Genomic DNA, 14,436 nt, shown 5'->3' on the forward strand with positions numbered 1-14,436 from the left:
TAGGTGCGAAAGAAAAACCTGCGCGGGAGATTTCCGTTGAGCGTGTAAGATGTCGCCATTTTACGCAGCAGGTATTTCCCCATGAGTTTCAATCTGGCCGACAAATCCCTCGCCGAGCGCGCTGCGCTGGAAGACGAGAAATCCCGTCTGTTCGAACTCTGGCAGAACAATCTGGGCAAAGCCAAAGGCGAAGCCGCGCGGTTGTTTGGCGAACGCTCCAAGCGCAAGGGCAAATGGGCCGAGTGGGTACGCGCCGAGCTTGATGGCATGTCCCCGCCGGAATTCGCCAACATGGTGCGCAGTGAGGTCAATCGACTGATGGCGGCCAACAAGTAACAGCGCGTCAGTCGCTGTTGAAACACCCGACAATCGCCTCGCGCACCTTGATCACCACCGGATCGATCTGCGTGCTGGTGCGCCAGCCCAGCTCGATCGGGTAGCGCAGCAACGCCAGCGGGCAGGGCAGCAGCGCCAGCCCGCTGAGCTCGGCAATGGCTCTGGCGGCGTGGCTCGGGATGGTTGCCACCGCGCCGCTGCCCTTGAGCAGGTGCGGCAACGCGGCAAAGTGCGTGGTCGACGCGCAGACCCGCCGGCTCAGGCCCAGCGCCGCCAGGCCTTCATCGGTGATGCCGATAAAACCGCCCGAAGACACCAGAATGTGCTCGCGGGCAACGAACTCCGGCAAATCGATGCTCTGTTGACCGGGCGTCAGACTGCCCGGATCGACCAGGCACGCATAATCCCCTTCACCCAGCACCTGACGGCTGAGCAGACGTTCGGCGAACCCACCGGCGGTGATCGCCAGGTCGATGCTGCGCTCCATCAGCGCGCGCGCGACGATCTGGCTGTGGGTCTGACGGAAGATCAGCCGCAGCTTGGGCGCGCTGCGAGCGATGGCTTCGATCAGGCGCCGACCATAGGCAATTTCAAAATCATCCGACAGGCCCACGGTGACCGACCGGCCGTCGTAGTGATGAGCCGCCGGATCGACCATCGCCAGGCTTTGCCGGCATTTGTTCAGCGCTTCGCTGACCACCGGTTTCAGTTGATTGGCCTTGAGCGTTGGCGCCAGTCCCCGGCCGGTGCGCACGAACAATTGATCGCCATACACCTCGCGCAAGCGGCGCAACGCTGCGCTGACCGCCGATTGCGTCACACCGAGACGCAGCGCCGCACGGCTGGCACTGGATTCTTCATGCAAGGCTTCAAAGACTTTCAGCAGGTTCAGGTCGACGGTTGCGATATTCATTTGGCTCATATCATTCAGCAGTGAATCGGTCTTTATTCATGATCCCGCGCCGCCGCAGAATCGGCAACACATGAACCCGATGGAGTGACTGCAATGCCCAAATCAATCGTCGCCGCCCTGCAGATCGGCGCCTTGCCCGGTGGCAAGGGTGAAACCCTGGAACAGATCCTCAGTTGGGAAAGCGCGATCATCGAATCCGGCGCGGCGCTGGTGGTCATGCCGGAGGCGTTGCTTGGCGGTTATCCGAAAGGCGAGGGCTTCGGCACGCAACTGGGTTATCGCTTGCCCGAGGGGCGCGAGGCCTACGCCCGTTATTTCGCCAACGCGATTGACGTGCCGGGGGCAGAAACCGAGGCGCTGGCCGGTTTGGCGGCGCGCACCGGGGCCAATCTGGTGATTGGCGTGATCGAGCGTGCCGGCAGCACGTTGTATTGCACGGCGCTGTATTTCGATCCGCAAGCGGGGCTGGTGGCCAAGCATCGCAAACTGATGCCGACCGGCACCGAACGGCTGATCTGGGGCAAGGGCGATGGCTCGACGCTGCCGGTGCTCGACACTCAGGTCGGACGCCTTGGCTCCGTGGTCTGCTGGGAAAACATGATGCCGCTGCTGCGCACGGCGATGTACGCCAAGGGCATTGAAGTCTGGTGTGCGCCGACCGTGGACGAGCGCGAGATGTGGCAGGTCAGCATGCGCCACATCGCCCACGAGGGCCGCTGCTTTGTGGTCAGCGCCTGTCAGGTGCAGGCCTCGCCGAACGCGCTCGGCGTGGAGATTGCCAACTGGCCGGCGGATCGTCCGCTGATTGCCGGGGGCAGCGTGATTGTCGGGCCGATGGGCGATGTACTGGCCGGACCATTGCGCGGCGAGGCGGGGTTGCTCACCGCGGAGATTGATACCAATGAATTGGTTCGTGCGCGCTATGACTACGATGTGGTCGGCCACTATGCGCGGCCGGATGTGTTTGAGCTGAGTGTCGATGAGCGGGCCAGACCGGGGGTGCGCTTCACCGCATAACCTCAGAACTGACACATAACCTGTAGGAGTGAGCCTGCTCGCGATAGCGTCAGATCAGCCAACACCTTTATTGACTGACGTGACGCTATCGCGAGCAGGCTCACTCAACAGGAGACTTGTGTGTTTAGTGGGTTACCACGTCGCAGCAGTGGCTTTCGGCAAACTCAGCTTGCCACTGTCGACAAAACGCATCGTGCCGAACACCCCGCCGGCCAATTTGCCGCGCAGTACGTAGGGCAGGTTGTCGAGGGTTTGTGTCTGGCTCAGGCCGAGGGTCTGGCGCAATACCGAGAACGCGGAAACACTGACCGGCACGCTGACCACTGTTTCCGAGAAGCGCGGGATCGAGCCGACCTGATCGCTCACGCCGGAGGCCAAGGGACGGCCATTGACCTCCAGATCCAGGGCGATGCCGGTGTAGTCGATCGCGGTTTCGTTGGGGTTCTGCACCCGCAACTTGAGGGCGAAACGCACTTCCAGATCCTGACTCGGCAACGGTTCGAGGCCGACCACGTTGATGTTTACCGGATCTCGGTTGGGAAACAGCGCGCAGGCGCTCAGGGACAACAGCAGCAGGGACAGGATGACGGCGTGGACACGGCGCATAAACAGTCTCTCAACAAAAAAGGGCTGAACCGTTGCCGGCTCAGCCCTTTTTTCATGGCGCAGCGTCAGCGGTTCAACTGTGCGACCGCCGCAGCTGTTGCAGGTTCAGCTTTGGCCGGCATATCGGGGTTTTCCATGACCTGCAGAATCGACGCTTCCGGATCGAAATCGTCTTCTTCCAGCTCAATGAATTCTTCCGGCAGGAATATATTCAGCACGATAGCGCACAACGCACCGACGGTGATCGGCGATTCGAAGATGTTGCGCAGCGCTTGCGGCAGTTCTCGCAGCACTTCCGGCACGGCGGCGATGCCCAGGCCCATGCCGACGGAGATCGCCACGATCAACATGTTGCGCCGATGCAGGCCGGCCTCGGCGAGGATCTTGATCCCGGCCACGGCCACGGTGCCGAACATCACCAGTTCGGCGCCGCCGAGCACCGGTTTTGGCATCAGTTGCAGCACCGCGCCGATCATCGGGAACAGCCCCAGCAACACCAGCAGGCCGGCGATGAAGAAGGCCACGTAGCGACTGGCCACGCCGGTCAGCTGGATCACGCCGTTGTTCTGCGCGAACGTCACCATCGGCATGCTGTTGAACACCGCCGCCATGGCCGAGTTGAGGCCATCGGCGAGCAACCCGGACTTGATCCGGCGGATGTACAGTGGGCCTTTGACCGGTTGCCGCGAAATCATCGAGTTGGCGGTCAGGTCACCGGCCGCTTCCAGCGGCGAAACGAGGAAGATCACCGCCACCGGCACGAATGCCACCCAGTCGAAATTGAAACCGTACTTGAACGGCACCGGCACGCTGACCAGCGGCACTTCGGGCATCGAGGCGAAATCCACCGTGCCCATCAGCCACGCGACCACGTAGCCGAGGGTCAGGCCGATGACGATCGCGCCCAGGCGCAGAAACGGCACGTCGACGCGGTTCAGCACAACGATAGTGCCGATCACCAACGCCGCCAGAAACACATGGCTGGCCGCGCCCAGATCCGCCGCACCGAAGCCGCCGGCGATGTCGGTCATCGCCACTTTGATCAGCGACAGGCCCATCAAGGTGATGATAGTGCCCGTGACCACCGGGGTGATCAGCATCCGCAGTTTGCCGATGAACTGGCTCAGCACCACTTCGATGAACGCGGCGAAAAAGCACACGCCGAAAATCGTCGAGAGAATTTCATCGGTGCCGCCGCCTCGGGCCTTGACCATGAAACCGGCGCTGAGGATCACGCTGATGAAGGAAAAACTGGTGCCTTGCAGGCACAGCAAACCGGAGCCGATCGGGCCAAAACGCTTGGCTTGAACGAACGTGCCGAGGCCCGAGACGAACAGTGCCATGCTGATCAGGTACGGAATTTCGCTCTGCAGCCCCAGGGCGCCGCCCATGATCAGGGTCGGGGTGATGATGCCGACGAAGCTGGCCAGCACGTGTTGCAGCGCGGCGAACACGGTGGCGGTGAGGTGCGGACGGTCGTTGAGGCCGTAGATCAGATCGTTGTTGCGCGGGGCTTTTTCAGAGGCGGTCATGGTGATTTTGCGCGCCGTGAGGCGGGGCCGGGTCAGAAAATGGAGGCGCAGGATGCCGGAAGAGGGCGGCGAGGGCAACGAGCAAAAATTGCCTGAAAGGTCAGGTTTTATTGGTGCTGGTGGTACCCACGCGCACTGACACACATTGTTGTGGCGAGGGAGCTTGCTCCCGTTCGGCTGCGTAGCAGTCGTAAAACACTGTTGACTGGATAATGCAGAGGGCTGCTTCGCAACCCAGCGGGAGCAAGCTCCCTCGCCACCAAAGCTTAGAAGTCATGTAAACGCGCTGAGTAAATCCTCCTCAAACGCCTTCTGCGCATCCCCCGGCACCTGCGCTCGATGCCGGGCCAGATGAAACGCCACTTCGAAACTCAATTCCCCAGGCCGCAGCGCGCGCAGCAAGCCCTTGTTCTCCCAGACTCGCGCGTAGTGATCCGGCAGATAATCGACGTGCTTGCCAGAGAGAATGAAAGCCAGGGTGCCTTCGACCTGTTCCGAACGCGCCGAAAAGCGCTTGTCCGGGAACGGCTCGCCACTGCGCATGAACCGATACGGATGATCCACCCGGTCGCAGGCCTGCAACGCCGCGTCATCCGGCTCATCGACGCTGAACAGTGGATGCCCCTGCGCGCAATACAAATGTTGGGTTTCCCTGAACAGTTCGCGGTAATCGAAAGCGCTCTGCACTTGTGAGAAATAACCGATGGCCAGGTCCAGCCGCTGTTGCAGCAGCAGACGCTCCATCTCCCCGGGCATTGCGCTGATCAACTCGATGCGTACCGACTCATCGCGTTCGCGAAAGCGCCGGATCGCATCCGCCACCCGCAGCAGCACCGACTGATCAACCGCCTCGGACAAGCCCAGCCGCACCTCACCGATCAAGCGTCCGGCAACGCCGTTGGATTGATGACGGAAGGTTTCGATGGATTCGAACAGCGTGCGAATGGCGATCAGCAACTGTTCGCCCTTGGGCGTCACGCTGAAACCGCCCTTGCCGCGACTGCACAGGCGATAGCCGAGGCGGGTTTCGAGTTTGGCCATTTGCTGGCTGATACTTGACTGGCTCAGGCCCAGTTCACCTTGCGCCGCACTGAAGCCGCCACATTCCACGACCCGCACAAACAGGCGCAGCAACTGCAAATCGACGTCGTGAAGCTGACCGAGCATTACATTACTCCGGGATAAAGTCAGGTTAACAAACTTGATATTTCTGCAATGTATCCGACGGCGCATCCTGCCACCACTTCCTCCGGTCAGGTGTTCGTCATGGCTCCCGTGTTCAAACTGTGTTTTCCCGCGCTGTTGTTGTCCGTGGTCATCCAGGCACAGGCCGAGGATAAAACCCTCAACCTCTACAGTTGGGCCGATTACGTGCCGGCGCAGACCCTGCAGCGTTTCGAGCAAGAAACCGGCATTCATGTGCGCTACGACACCTTCGATACTTCCGAGGTGTTGGAAACCAAACTGCTGACCGGCGGCAGCGGCTATGACGTGGTAGTGCCGTCGTCCAGCGTCCTGGCCCGTGGCTTGGCAGCGGGCGCACTGAAGGAGATTCCCCACGAAGGCCTCAAGGGCTACGCCAACCTTGATCCCGATCTGCTGGAGAAACTCGCTGCCGTCGATCCCGGCAATCGCTACGCCGTGCCCTACACGTGGGGCACGCTCGGGCTGGGGTTGAACGTCGAGGCGGTGAAAAAGCGCCTACCGGATGCGCCGCTGAACAGCCTCGATCTGCTGTTCAAGCCCGAGTACGCGAGCAAACTCAAGGACTGCGGGATTGCCGTGCTCGATTCGCCGCAGGAAGTCATTGGTCTGGCGCTGCATTACCTGGGTAAAGATCCCTACAGCACTGACAAAAATGATCTGGCCGCCGCCGAAGCCTTGTTGCAGAAACTCCAGCCGTCGGTGCTGTATGTCGCCACCGGCCGGCAGATCAACGACCTGGCCAATGGCAGCGTCTGTCTGGCGTTGACCTACAACGGTGATGTGAGCATGGCTGCCGATCAGGCGCACAAGGCCAACAAATCGTACGAAGTCGCCTACCGGATACCGCGCGAAGGCACGTTGATCTGGCAAGACAACCTGGCCATTCCCAAGGACGCGCCAAACCCGCAAGCGGCGCGGGCGTTCATCGAATTCATGCTGCGCCCCGAGTCGGTCGCCGAGCTGACCAATACGCTGTTTTTCGCCACCGCCAACCAGGCCGCGACGCCGCTGGTGGATGAGGCGGTGCGCAATGACCCGGACATCTATCCGCCCGCCGAAATGCGTGGGCGCTTGTACGCCGACCGCAGCATGAGCCTCAAGGACATGCGTCAGCGCACGCGTCTGTGGACCACTTTCCGTAGCCATCAATAACAAAAGGAGCACACCGATGGACGTGCCGATGCTCAACGACCAAGCCCTGACCCGTGACAGCCTGTACGGCACTGCCGCCGAAAGCACCTACGCCGGGATCACCAGTTTCATGCGTCGCCGCTACAGCCGTGATTTGCGCGGCGTCGATGTGGCGGTCAGTGGCGTACCGTTCGATACGGCCACCAGCAACCGCCCGGGCGCACGCTTCGGGCCGCGGGGAATTCGCGCCGCGTCCACCGGGATTGCCTGGGAACGGCATTGGCCGTGGACATTCGATCCGTTCGATCATCTGGCGGTGATCGACTACGGCGATTGCGACTTCGATTACGGCTCGCCGCATACCATCCCGGAAAGTATCGAGGCCCACGCCGAGCGCATTCTTGATGCCGGCAGCGCGATGCTGACGTTTGGCGGCGACCACTTCATCACCTATCCGCTGCTCAAGGCCCATGCACGCCAACATGGTGCGCTGTCGCTGATCCACTTCGATGCGCACAGCGACACCTGGCCGGACGAGGGCGGCAAGCGCGTCGATCATGGCACCATGTTCTGGCATGCGGCCAAGGAAGGGCTGGTGGATCCGTCGCGTTCGGTGCAGATCGGTTTGCGCACCACCAATGACGATCATCAGGGCTTTGCCGTGCTCGACGCCCGTCAAGTGCATCGACGTGGCTGCGAGGCGATTGTCGAGGCGATTCGCGCACGGGTCGGCGACCACCCGGTGTACCTGACGTTTGATATCGACTGCCTGGATCCGGCCTTTGCACCGGGTACCGGCACTCCGGTGTGTGGCGGGTTGAGCACGGTGCAGGCACTGGAAATTCTTGGCGGTTTGCGCGGAATCAATCTGGTGGGCATGGACGTGGTGGAAGTGGCGCCGGCGTATGACCATGCGGACGTGACATCGCTCGCAGCGGCAACGCTGGCGATGGAAATGCTCTGCCTCTACGCCGCCCGACACAAAGTCGACCGCTGACACCCCACAAAGCCCAAGTGGGAGTGGGCTTGCTCACGAAAGCGGTGTGTCATTCAACAATGATGTTGGCTGCCCCGACGCCTTCGCGAGCAAGCCCGCTCCCACAGGGGGTTGTATTCCAGGCAGTTGCTGCACGCTGTTTTGAGGTCGCAAGATATACAGTCGAGCTTTGCCCCCCCACAAAGCCCATGTGGGAGTGGGCTTGCTCACGAAAGCGGTGTGTCATTCAACAATGATGTTGGCTGCCCCGACGCCTTCGCGAGCAAGCCCGCTTCCACAGGGATCTTTATTCCAGGCAGTTGCTGCACGCTGTTTTGAGGCCGAGAGATATACAGTTGATCTTCGACTCCCCACAGGCCCCATGTGGGAGTGGGCTTGCTCACGAAAGCGGTGCGTCATTCAACGATGATGTTGGCTGCCCCGGCGCCTTCGCGAGCAAGCCCGCTCCCACAGGGGGTTGTATTCCAGGCAGTTGCTGCACGCTGTTTTGAGGTCGCGAGATATGCAGTCGATCTTTGCCCCCCCACAAAGCCCATGTGGGAGTGGGCTTGCTCACGAATGCGGTGTGTCATTCAACGGTGATGTTGGCTGCCCCGACGCTTTCGCGAGCAAGCCCGCTCCCACAGGGGGTTGTATTCCAGGCAGTTGCTGCACGCTGTTTTGAGGTCGCGAGACATACAGTCGATCTTCGACTCCCCACAGAACCCATGTGGGAGTGGGCTTGCTCACGAAAGCGGTGTGTCATTCAACGGTGATGTTGGCTGCCCCAACGCCTTCGCGAGCAAGCCCGCTTCCACAAAAGGGCACCTGTTTTTCAGGGACATCGTGGCATACTGCCGCGCATGACTTTCGACTCTCCCTTAAGCGCCTGGCAACACGCGATCGAGCACAAGGGTTTCATCCAGGATGAAGCCCAGGAGCACGCGGTCTGGGCCCTGCAAAAATGCCATGAAGCCTTGCACGCCGGCGCCCGTTCGGTCACGGGCGTGTACTTGTGGGGCCCGGTCGGGCGCGGCAAGACGTGGTTGATGGATCAGTTTTATCAGAGCCTGCGGGTGCCGGCCCGACGTCAGCACTTTCATCATTTCATGGGCTGGGTGCATCAACGCTCGTTCCAGCTCACTGGCATCGCCGATCCGTTGCGGGCGTTGGCCAAAGAGTTGGCGGCGGAAGTACGGGTGTTGTGCTTCGACGAACTGTTCGTCAATGACATCGGCGACGCGATCATTCTCGGGCGGCTGTTTCAGGTGATGTTCGACGAAGGCGTGGTGGTGGTCTGTACCTCCAACCTGCCGCCGGACGAGCTCTACGCCGATGGCTTCAACCGTGATCGGTTTGTCCCGGCGATTGCCGCGATCAAGGCGCATATGCAAGTGGTGGCGGTGAATGGTGCCGAGGATCATCGCCTGCATCCGGGCGCGGGTCAGCAGCGCTATTTTGTCACTGCGCCGGGACAGGGTAGTGCTCTGGAGCAGGTCTTCCAGTCACTCAACGCCGGGCAGCCCGCCAGCGCCGAGCCGGTGCCCGTCGGCCATCGAGTGCTGAACGTGGTGCAGGCCAGTGCGACGGTGCTCTGGTGCCGCTATGCCGATCTCTGCGAGCAACCGTTTGCCGCAATGGACTTCATCGCGCTGTGCGACAGCTATCGATCTATTCTGTTGAGCGACGTGCCGAACCTCAGCGCGCAAAAACGTGAAGGGCGAATCGCCCGTGGTACCGAAGACGGCTCGGCGCAGGTGGTGGCCGGTGACCGCGAACTGCCGCAGCTGTCGGTGCACGACGACGGTGTACGCCGCTTCATTGCCTTGGTCGACGAGTGCTACGACCGTAAGGTCCCGCTGTACATCGAGGCTCAGGTGCCGATGGAAGCGCTGTACACCGAGGGTTACCTGGAATTCCCGTTCCGGCGCACCCTCAGCCGTTTGCAGGAGATGCAACTGCAGCGTTTTGCCGAAGCCTGAGTGATGAGGGCGCGCTCAGGGCCTCGCTTGACCAGGCCGAACCAAGGCACTGATATGCGAGCAGTGACGCCCTTTTTGTTCTTCCCGGGTTGTCGCCCACAACAGGCTCGCGTTAAGGTCGAGCAGCCTTTCAGGTGCGCACCTTGCACGCCGGGGCCACGACCGGGGATGGAAATGGATTCCACAGAAATTCTTGTGCTACAAGCCAGCTACACCAATCCAGTGCACGCCGAAGCCATCGGCATCGTGCTTAATCATTACGCAGAAGATCCCATGGGCGGCGGCCATTCGATTGCCCCCGAGCTGCTGCGTCGCCTGCCTGAAGAGTTGGCGCGCAGGCCGCACGCGTTCAGCGTACTGGCGTTCGTCGGCGGTGAGCCGGCAGGGCTGGTGAATTGTTTTGAAGGTTTCTCGACGTTCGCCTGCAAACCGCTGGTCAATGTTCACGACGTGGCAGTGGTGAGCAAATTTCGCGGCCTCGGGCTGAGCCAGAAGATGCTGCGCAAGGTCGAGGAAATTTCCCGTCAGCGCGGCTGCTGCAAGATCACGCTGGAGGTGCTGGAAGGCAATGCGGTGGCGCAGAATGCCTACAGCAAGTTCGGTTTCGCCCCGGGGATGTTCGACCCGGATCATGGCCGCATGCTGTTCTGGATCAAGAATCTGCCGACATAAAAAAAGGCGCCCGGTCAGGGCGCCCAACTGTCATCTCCGAGGCCAGAGCGGAGCCATCGGAGGTCCATCGGTTGCTCAATGAATCAGTTGCGATAAGACTCGGTGACTTGCGCGGTCTGGTCGTTCGGAACCTTCAGTTCCGCAGCTTTGCTATCGCTCTGCTGTTCGTTTTGCGCGTGGTGGACCGGGAAGTTGTCGTAGTAATGTCGCATGCGTTCGGCGCCGCCTTCGGCAAAGGCGCTGGCGGAGCCGAGGGCGAGTAGCCCGGTGAGAATAGCGGTGATGGTTTTCATGGTGCCTCCTACTGAAAAACGTGGGAGCCGTTCGTCCATGAAGCAGATCTCGAAGCACAGTGTCCCGGGTGGAAATTAACTCGGGGTTAAGCGACGCTCTTCGCGCCGATGGCGTGGGCATTCAACCGCAGGAAATGTTCCCCGATAGCACCGACCTCGGTGAAAAGCTGCGCGCAACGTTTGCCCAATGAACGGCGGCGGGTATGCTGATGGCCTGCCGAGGAGATAGAAATGGCCTACGATTTTGACCTTTATGTGATTGGTGCCGGTTCCGGCGGTGTGCGCGCTGCGCGTTTTGCAGCCGGTTTCGGCGCGAAAGTGGCGGTAGCCGAGAGCCGTTACCTGGGAGGCACCTGCGTCAACGTTGGCTGCGTGCCGAAAAAACTGCTGGTGTACGGCGCGCATTTCGCCGAAGACTTTGAGCAGTCGTCCGGCTTCGGCTGGAGTCTGGGTGAAGCGAATTTCGACTGGGCGACCCTGATCGCCAACAAGGACCGCGAGATCAATCGCCTCAACGGGATTTATCGCAACCTGCTGGTCAACAGTGGCGTGACCCTGCACGAAGCCCACGCGAAGATCGTCGGCCCGCACGAGGTCGAGGTCAACGGTGAGCGTTTCACCGCGAAAAACATTCTGATTGCTACCGGTGGCTGGCCGCAGATTCCGGAAATTCCGGGGCACGAACACGCGATCAGTTCTAATCAGGCGTTTTTCCTTAAAGAGCTGCCGAAGCGGGTGCTGGTGGTCGGTGGTGGTTACATCGCTGTCGAGTTCGCCGGGATTTTCCACGGTCTGGGGGCGAACACCACACTGCTGTATCGCGGTGATCTGTTCCTGCGTGGCTTCGATGGCTCGGTGCGCAAACATCTGCAGGAAGAACTGACCAAGCGCGGCATGGATCTGCAATTCAACGCCGACATCGCGCGTATCGACAAACAGCCAGACGGCAGCCTGAAGGCGACTCTAAAGGATGGTCGCGTACTGGAAGCCGACTGCGTGTTCTACGCCACCGGGCGGCGTCCGATGCTGGACAACCTGGGCCTGGAAAACACCGATGTGCAGCTCACCGACAAGGGCTTCATCAAGGTCGACGAGCAGTACCAGACCAGCGAACCGTCGATTCTGGCGCTGGGTGACGTGATTGGTCGCGTGCAACTGACGCCAGTGGCACTGGCCGAAGGCATGGCGGTGGCGCGGCGTTTGTTCAAGCCTGAGCAGTACCGTCCGGTGGATTACAAGATGATCCCGACTGCCGTGTTCAGTCTGCCGAACATCGGCACTGTCGGTCTGACTGAAGAGGAGGCGCGGGAGGCGGGCCATGAGGTGGTGATTTTCGAGAGTCGCTTCCGCCCGATGAAGTTGACCCTGACCGAGTGTCAGGAGAAAACCCTGATGAAGCTGGTGGTCGACGGCAAGACCGACAAAGTTCTCGGCTGCCACATGGTCGGGCCCGACGCGGGTGAGATCGTCCAAGGCCTGGCGATCGCGCTGAAGGCTGGCGCGACCAAACGTGACTTCGACGACACGATCGGGGTTCACCCGACGGCCGCCGAAGAGTTCGTCACCATGCGTACGCCGGTCGGCGCTTAAGTTTCCTTCGCTTTGGCTGTGTCTGGCGCTGCCGCAACGGTAGCGGCCAGACGCAAGCTATCCTCGAGGCTGGTCTGAGTCTTGGTCAGTTCCTTTTCCAGTGACTGATTGAGCAACAGCTGTTCGTCAATGTTCTGTTTCAGCGTCTGACTTTCCAGCAGGGCCACGCGCAAGCGTTCCTGGAGGAGGGTGCGTTCGTTGTCGACGCGAGTCGCTTGCTCCAGCAACTGATCCTGACGCTGATTGCTGTGCTTGAGTTGATCCTGTACCAGGCTCAGCTCGCGCTGGGTGCCACGGTTTTCGGTGAGCAGGCGCTCGTTGTCACGGTGCAACTGGGTGATCTCGTCCTGACGTACCAGCGCACTTTGTTGCGCCTGGCGCAATTCCATCTGCAATTGCTGGAGCTGCCCTTCGTGACGGGCCTGTTCCTGCTCGCGCTGCTCCTTGCTGGCGTTGCGGTAATGCTCAAGGGCATCGCGGGCGTGCAGGTGTTTCTCTTCCAGTGAGCGGATCTGCTCGTCCTTGTCCTGCAGGCGCAACTCGAAATCGGCCAAGGCCTGGTTCAGTCCGGCGTTGCGGGTTTGTTCGGTCTGCAACATCGAGCGGGTTTCTTTCAGTGCCTCGGATTCCCGTGCCAGTGCTGCGCCTTGAATGTCGTGCTGTTGTTCCAGTTGTTCGAGTGCCTGGCGCACCTGCTTGAGTTCCGCTTCCAGCGTTTCGCGCTGCTCCTCGAACTGCTCGCGCGCTTGTTCGATCGGCTCTTGCGCCTGTTCTTTCAGGCGCTGGGCGAGACGCGAGACCAGTGCGGTCAGCTCGTCATTGATCGGTTCTGCAGACGCTTCGACCGGTTGGCTGCCGTCATCCAGCTCTTTCAGATAGCGATGGATCGTGGTTTTCGAACCGGTGTTGCCCAGTTCGATGCGTACTGCATCGATACTGGGGTGTTCGCCCCGGGCCAGAATCGCTGCACGCGCGATCTGCACCACTGCTTTGTTTACGCCGCCACGGGCCATGTGAACTCCTACCGTTTCATACTGTGGTACATGCCACCAAAGTACGCAGTGTACCACGCTGAAAATAAAGTTAAATGCTTGATTAATCACAGGCGGGATATACTGGTATTACCCAATGTCAGATGCCTGAATTGGTTTTTTCATCCCGAAATCAGTACGCCTGCGAGAACACTGCCCATGAGCGAGATCGATCGCTATCTGCAAGCCGCCACCCGTGACAACACCCGCCGCAGCTATCGTTCGGCGATCGAGCATTTCGAAGTGAAGTGGGGCGGGTTCCTGCCAGCGACGGCCGACAGCGTGGCGCGTTATCTGGTCGAGCATGCCGGCGTGCTGTCGATCAATACGCTGAAGCTGCGCTTGTCGGCGCTGGCGCAGTGGCACAATAGTCAGGGTTTTGCCGATCCGACCAAGGCGCCGGTGGTGCGCAAGGTCTTCAAAGGCATTCGGGCGCTGCATCCGGCGCAGGAAAAACAGGCCGAACCGCTACAACTGCACGATCTGCAGCAATTGGTCGACTGGCTGGAGCAGGAAGCCAGCAATGCCAGACAAAATCAGGATCGCCCGCAGTTGCTCAAGGCCTATCGCGATCGGGCGCTGATCCTGTTGGGGTTCTGGCGTGGCTTTCGCAGTGATGAGTTGTGTCGTCTGCAGATCGAGCATGTGCAGGCGCACGCCGGCAGCGGCATCACTCTGTACCTGCCGCGCAGCAAGGGCGACCGCGACAACCTCGGGCAGACGTATCAGGCGCCGGCGCTGCTCAAGCTGTGCCCGGTGCAGGCTTATATCGACTGGATCACCGAGGCGGCGCTGGTACGCGGTCCGGTGTTTCGCGGCGTCGACCGCTGGGGACATCTGAGCGATGAGGGCTTGCACGCCAACAGCATCATTCCACTGCTGCGTCAGGCGCTGGAACGCGCCGGCATTCCGGCCGAGCGCTACACCAGCCATTCCCTGCGCCGCGGCTTCGCTACCTGGGCGCATCAAAGCGGCTGGGATCTGAAATCTTTGATGAGTTACGTTGGCTGGAAGGATATGAAGTCAGCCATGCGCTATGTTGAAGCCAGCCCCTTTCACGGGATGGCTCGGATTACGGATAAGCCGGCTTCGTCGTAGATATCGTTTTCTTCTATTAATACAGTCAGCTAATAGCGAAAACAAATCAGCAG

The 14,436-nt window shown here is 60.6% G+C and carries 14 protein-coding genes; 8 read left to right on the forward strand and 6 right to left on the reverse strand.

The features are described from left to right. Positions 1 to 81 precede the first annotated feature (81 nt). Entirely contained in the window at positions 82 to 336 is a 255-nt protein-coding gene (locus tag ACVHNU_RS09620) for a hypothetical protein (protein WP_003224595.1), read from the forward strand. 7 nt (positions 337 to 343) lie between these two features. On the opposite strand, the gene ACVHNU_RS09625 is transcribed toward ACVHNU_RS09620, so the two are convergent. Then, positions 344 to 1,258 carry a LysR family transcriptional regulator gene (locus ACVHNU_RS09625; protein ID WP_473019565.1) on the reverse strand — a complete coding sequence of 305 codons (915 nt, stop codon included), beginning with the start codon at positions 1,256 to 1,258 and terminating at the stop codon, positions 344 to 346. 84 nt (positions 1,259 to 1,342) lie between these two features. Here ACVHNU_RS09625 and ACVHNU_RS09630 point away from each other — a divergent pair, with 84 nt between their 5' ends. Continuing rightward, entirely contained in the window at positions 1,343 to 2,266 is a 924-nt protein-coding gene (locus ACVHNU_RS09630) for a carbon-nitrogen hydrolase family protein (RefSeq protein ID WP_473019566.1), read from the forward strand. A 132-nt stretch (positions 2,267 to 2,398) separates the two neighbouring features. Here the strand turns inward: ACVHNU_RS09630 and ACVHNU_RS09635 are convergent, their stop codons facing one another. The 3 genes from ACVHNU_RS09635 to ACVHNU_RS09645 form a co-directional block, all read right to left on the reverse strand. After that, positions 2,399 to 2,872 (reverse strand): LEA/WHy family protein, encoded by a 474-nt coding sequence (locus tag ACVHNU_RS09635; RefSeq protein ID WP_226499424.1) that lies wholly within the window; start codon positions 2,870 to 2,872, stop codon positions 2,399 to 2,401. 65 nt (positions 2,873 to 2,937) lie between these two features. Then, positions 2,938 to 4,404 carry a nucleobase:cation symporter-2 family protein gene (locus tag ACVHNU_RS09640; protein WP_473019567.1) on the reverse strand — a complete coding sequence of 489 codons (1,467 nt, stop codon included), beginning with the start codon at positions 4,402 to 4,404 and terminating at the stop codon, positions 2,938 to 2,940. Positions 4,405 to 4,677: 273 nt separating this feature from the next. After that, a complete protein-coding gene (locus ACVHNU_RS09645) occupies positions 4,678 to 5,571 on the reverse strand; it encodes a LysR family transcriptional regulator (protein WP_473019568.1) in 894 nt (297 codons plus the stop codon). Between the two features lie 99 nt (positions 5,572 to 5,670). Between ACVHNU_RS09645 and ACVHNU_RS09650 the strand changes: the two genes are divergently transcribed. From ACVHNU_RS09650 to ACVHNU_RS09665, 4 genes are all read left to right on the forward strand, one after another. Beyond that, positions 5,671 to 6,762: a polyamine ABC transporter substrate-binding protein gene (locus ACVHNU_RS09650; protein WP_473019569.1), complete on the forward strand. Its 1,092-nt coding sequence runs from the start codon at positions 5,671 to 5,673 to the stop codon at positions 6,760 to 6,762. A gap of 16 nt (positions 6,763 to 6,778) precedes the next feature. Then, positions 6,779 to 7,738 (forward strand): agmatinase, encoded by a 960-nt coding sequence (speB, locus tag ACVHNU_RS09655; RefSeq protein ID WP_003224606.1) that lies wholly within the window; start codon positions 6,779 to 6,781, stop codon positions 7,736 to 7,738. An 842-nt stretch (positions 7,739 to 8,580) separates the two neighbouring features. Then, positions 8,581 to 9,699, forward strand: a complete 1,119-nt coding sequence (gene zapE / locus ACVHNU_RS09660; protein ID WP_400505208.1) for a cell division protein ZapE — start codon at positions 8,581 to 8,583, stop codon at positions 9,697 to 9,699. A 174-nt stretch (positions 9,700 to 9,873) separates the two neighbouring features. Further along, a complete protein-coding gene (locus ACVHNU_RS09665; RefSeq protein WP_473019570.1) occupies positions 9,874 to 10,371 on the forward strand; it encodes a GNAT family N-acetyltransferase in 498 nt (165 codons plus the stop codon). Positions 10,372 to 10,454: 83 nt separating this feature from the next. Here ACVHNU_RS09665 and ACVHNU_RS09670 read toward each other — a convergent pair whose 3' ends face one another. Then, entirely contained in the window at positions 10,455 to 10,664 is a 210-nt protein-coding gene (locus ACVHNU_RS09670; RefSeq protein ID WP_201137753.1) for a hypothetical protein, read from the reverse strand. 231 nt (positions 10,665 to 10,895) lie between these two features. Between ACVHNU_RS09670 and gorA the strand changes: the two genes are divergently transcribed. Beyond that, complete coding sequence (gorA, locus tag ACVHNU_RS09675) at positions 10,896 to 12,254, forward strand: glutathione-disulfide reductase (protein ID WP_103521639.1); 1,359 nt, start codon at positions 10,896 to 10,898, stop codon at positions 12,252 to 12,254. On the opposite strand, the gene ACVHNU_RS09680 is transcribed toward gorA, so the two are convergent. Then, positions 12,251 to 13,267 carry a DNA-binding protein gene (locus ACVHNU_RS09680; RefSeq protein ID WP_103483337.1) on the reverse strand — a complete coding sequence of 339 codons (1,017 nt, stop codon included), beginning with the start codon at positions 13,265 to 13,267 and terminating at the stop codon, positions 12,251 to 12,253. The two genes, gorA and ACVHNU_RS09680, sit on opposite strands and share 4 nt — an antisense overlap. 177 nt (positions 13,268 to 13,444) lie before the next feature. Here ACVHNU_RS09680 and ACVHNU_RS09685 point away from each other — a divergent pair, with 177 nt between their 5' ends. Beyond that, positions 13,445 to 14,383: a site-specific integrase gene (locus ACVHNU_RS09685; protein WP_103483338.1), complete on the forward strand. Its 939-nt coding sequence runs from the start codon at positions 13,445 to 13,447 to the stop codon at positions 14,381 to 14,383. The last annotated feature ends 53 nt before the right edge of the window (positions 14,384 to 14,436 follow it).

Source organism: Pseudomonas sp. Ors-4-3C (assembly GCF_055755035.1).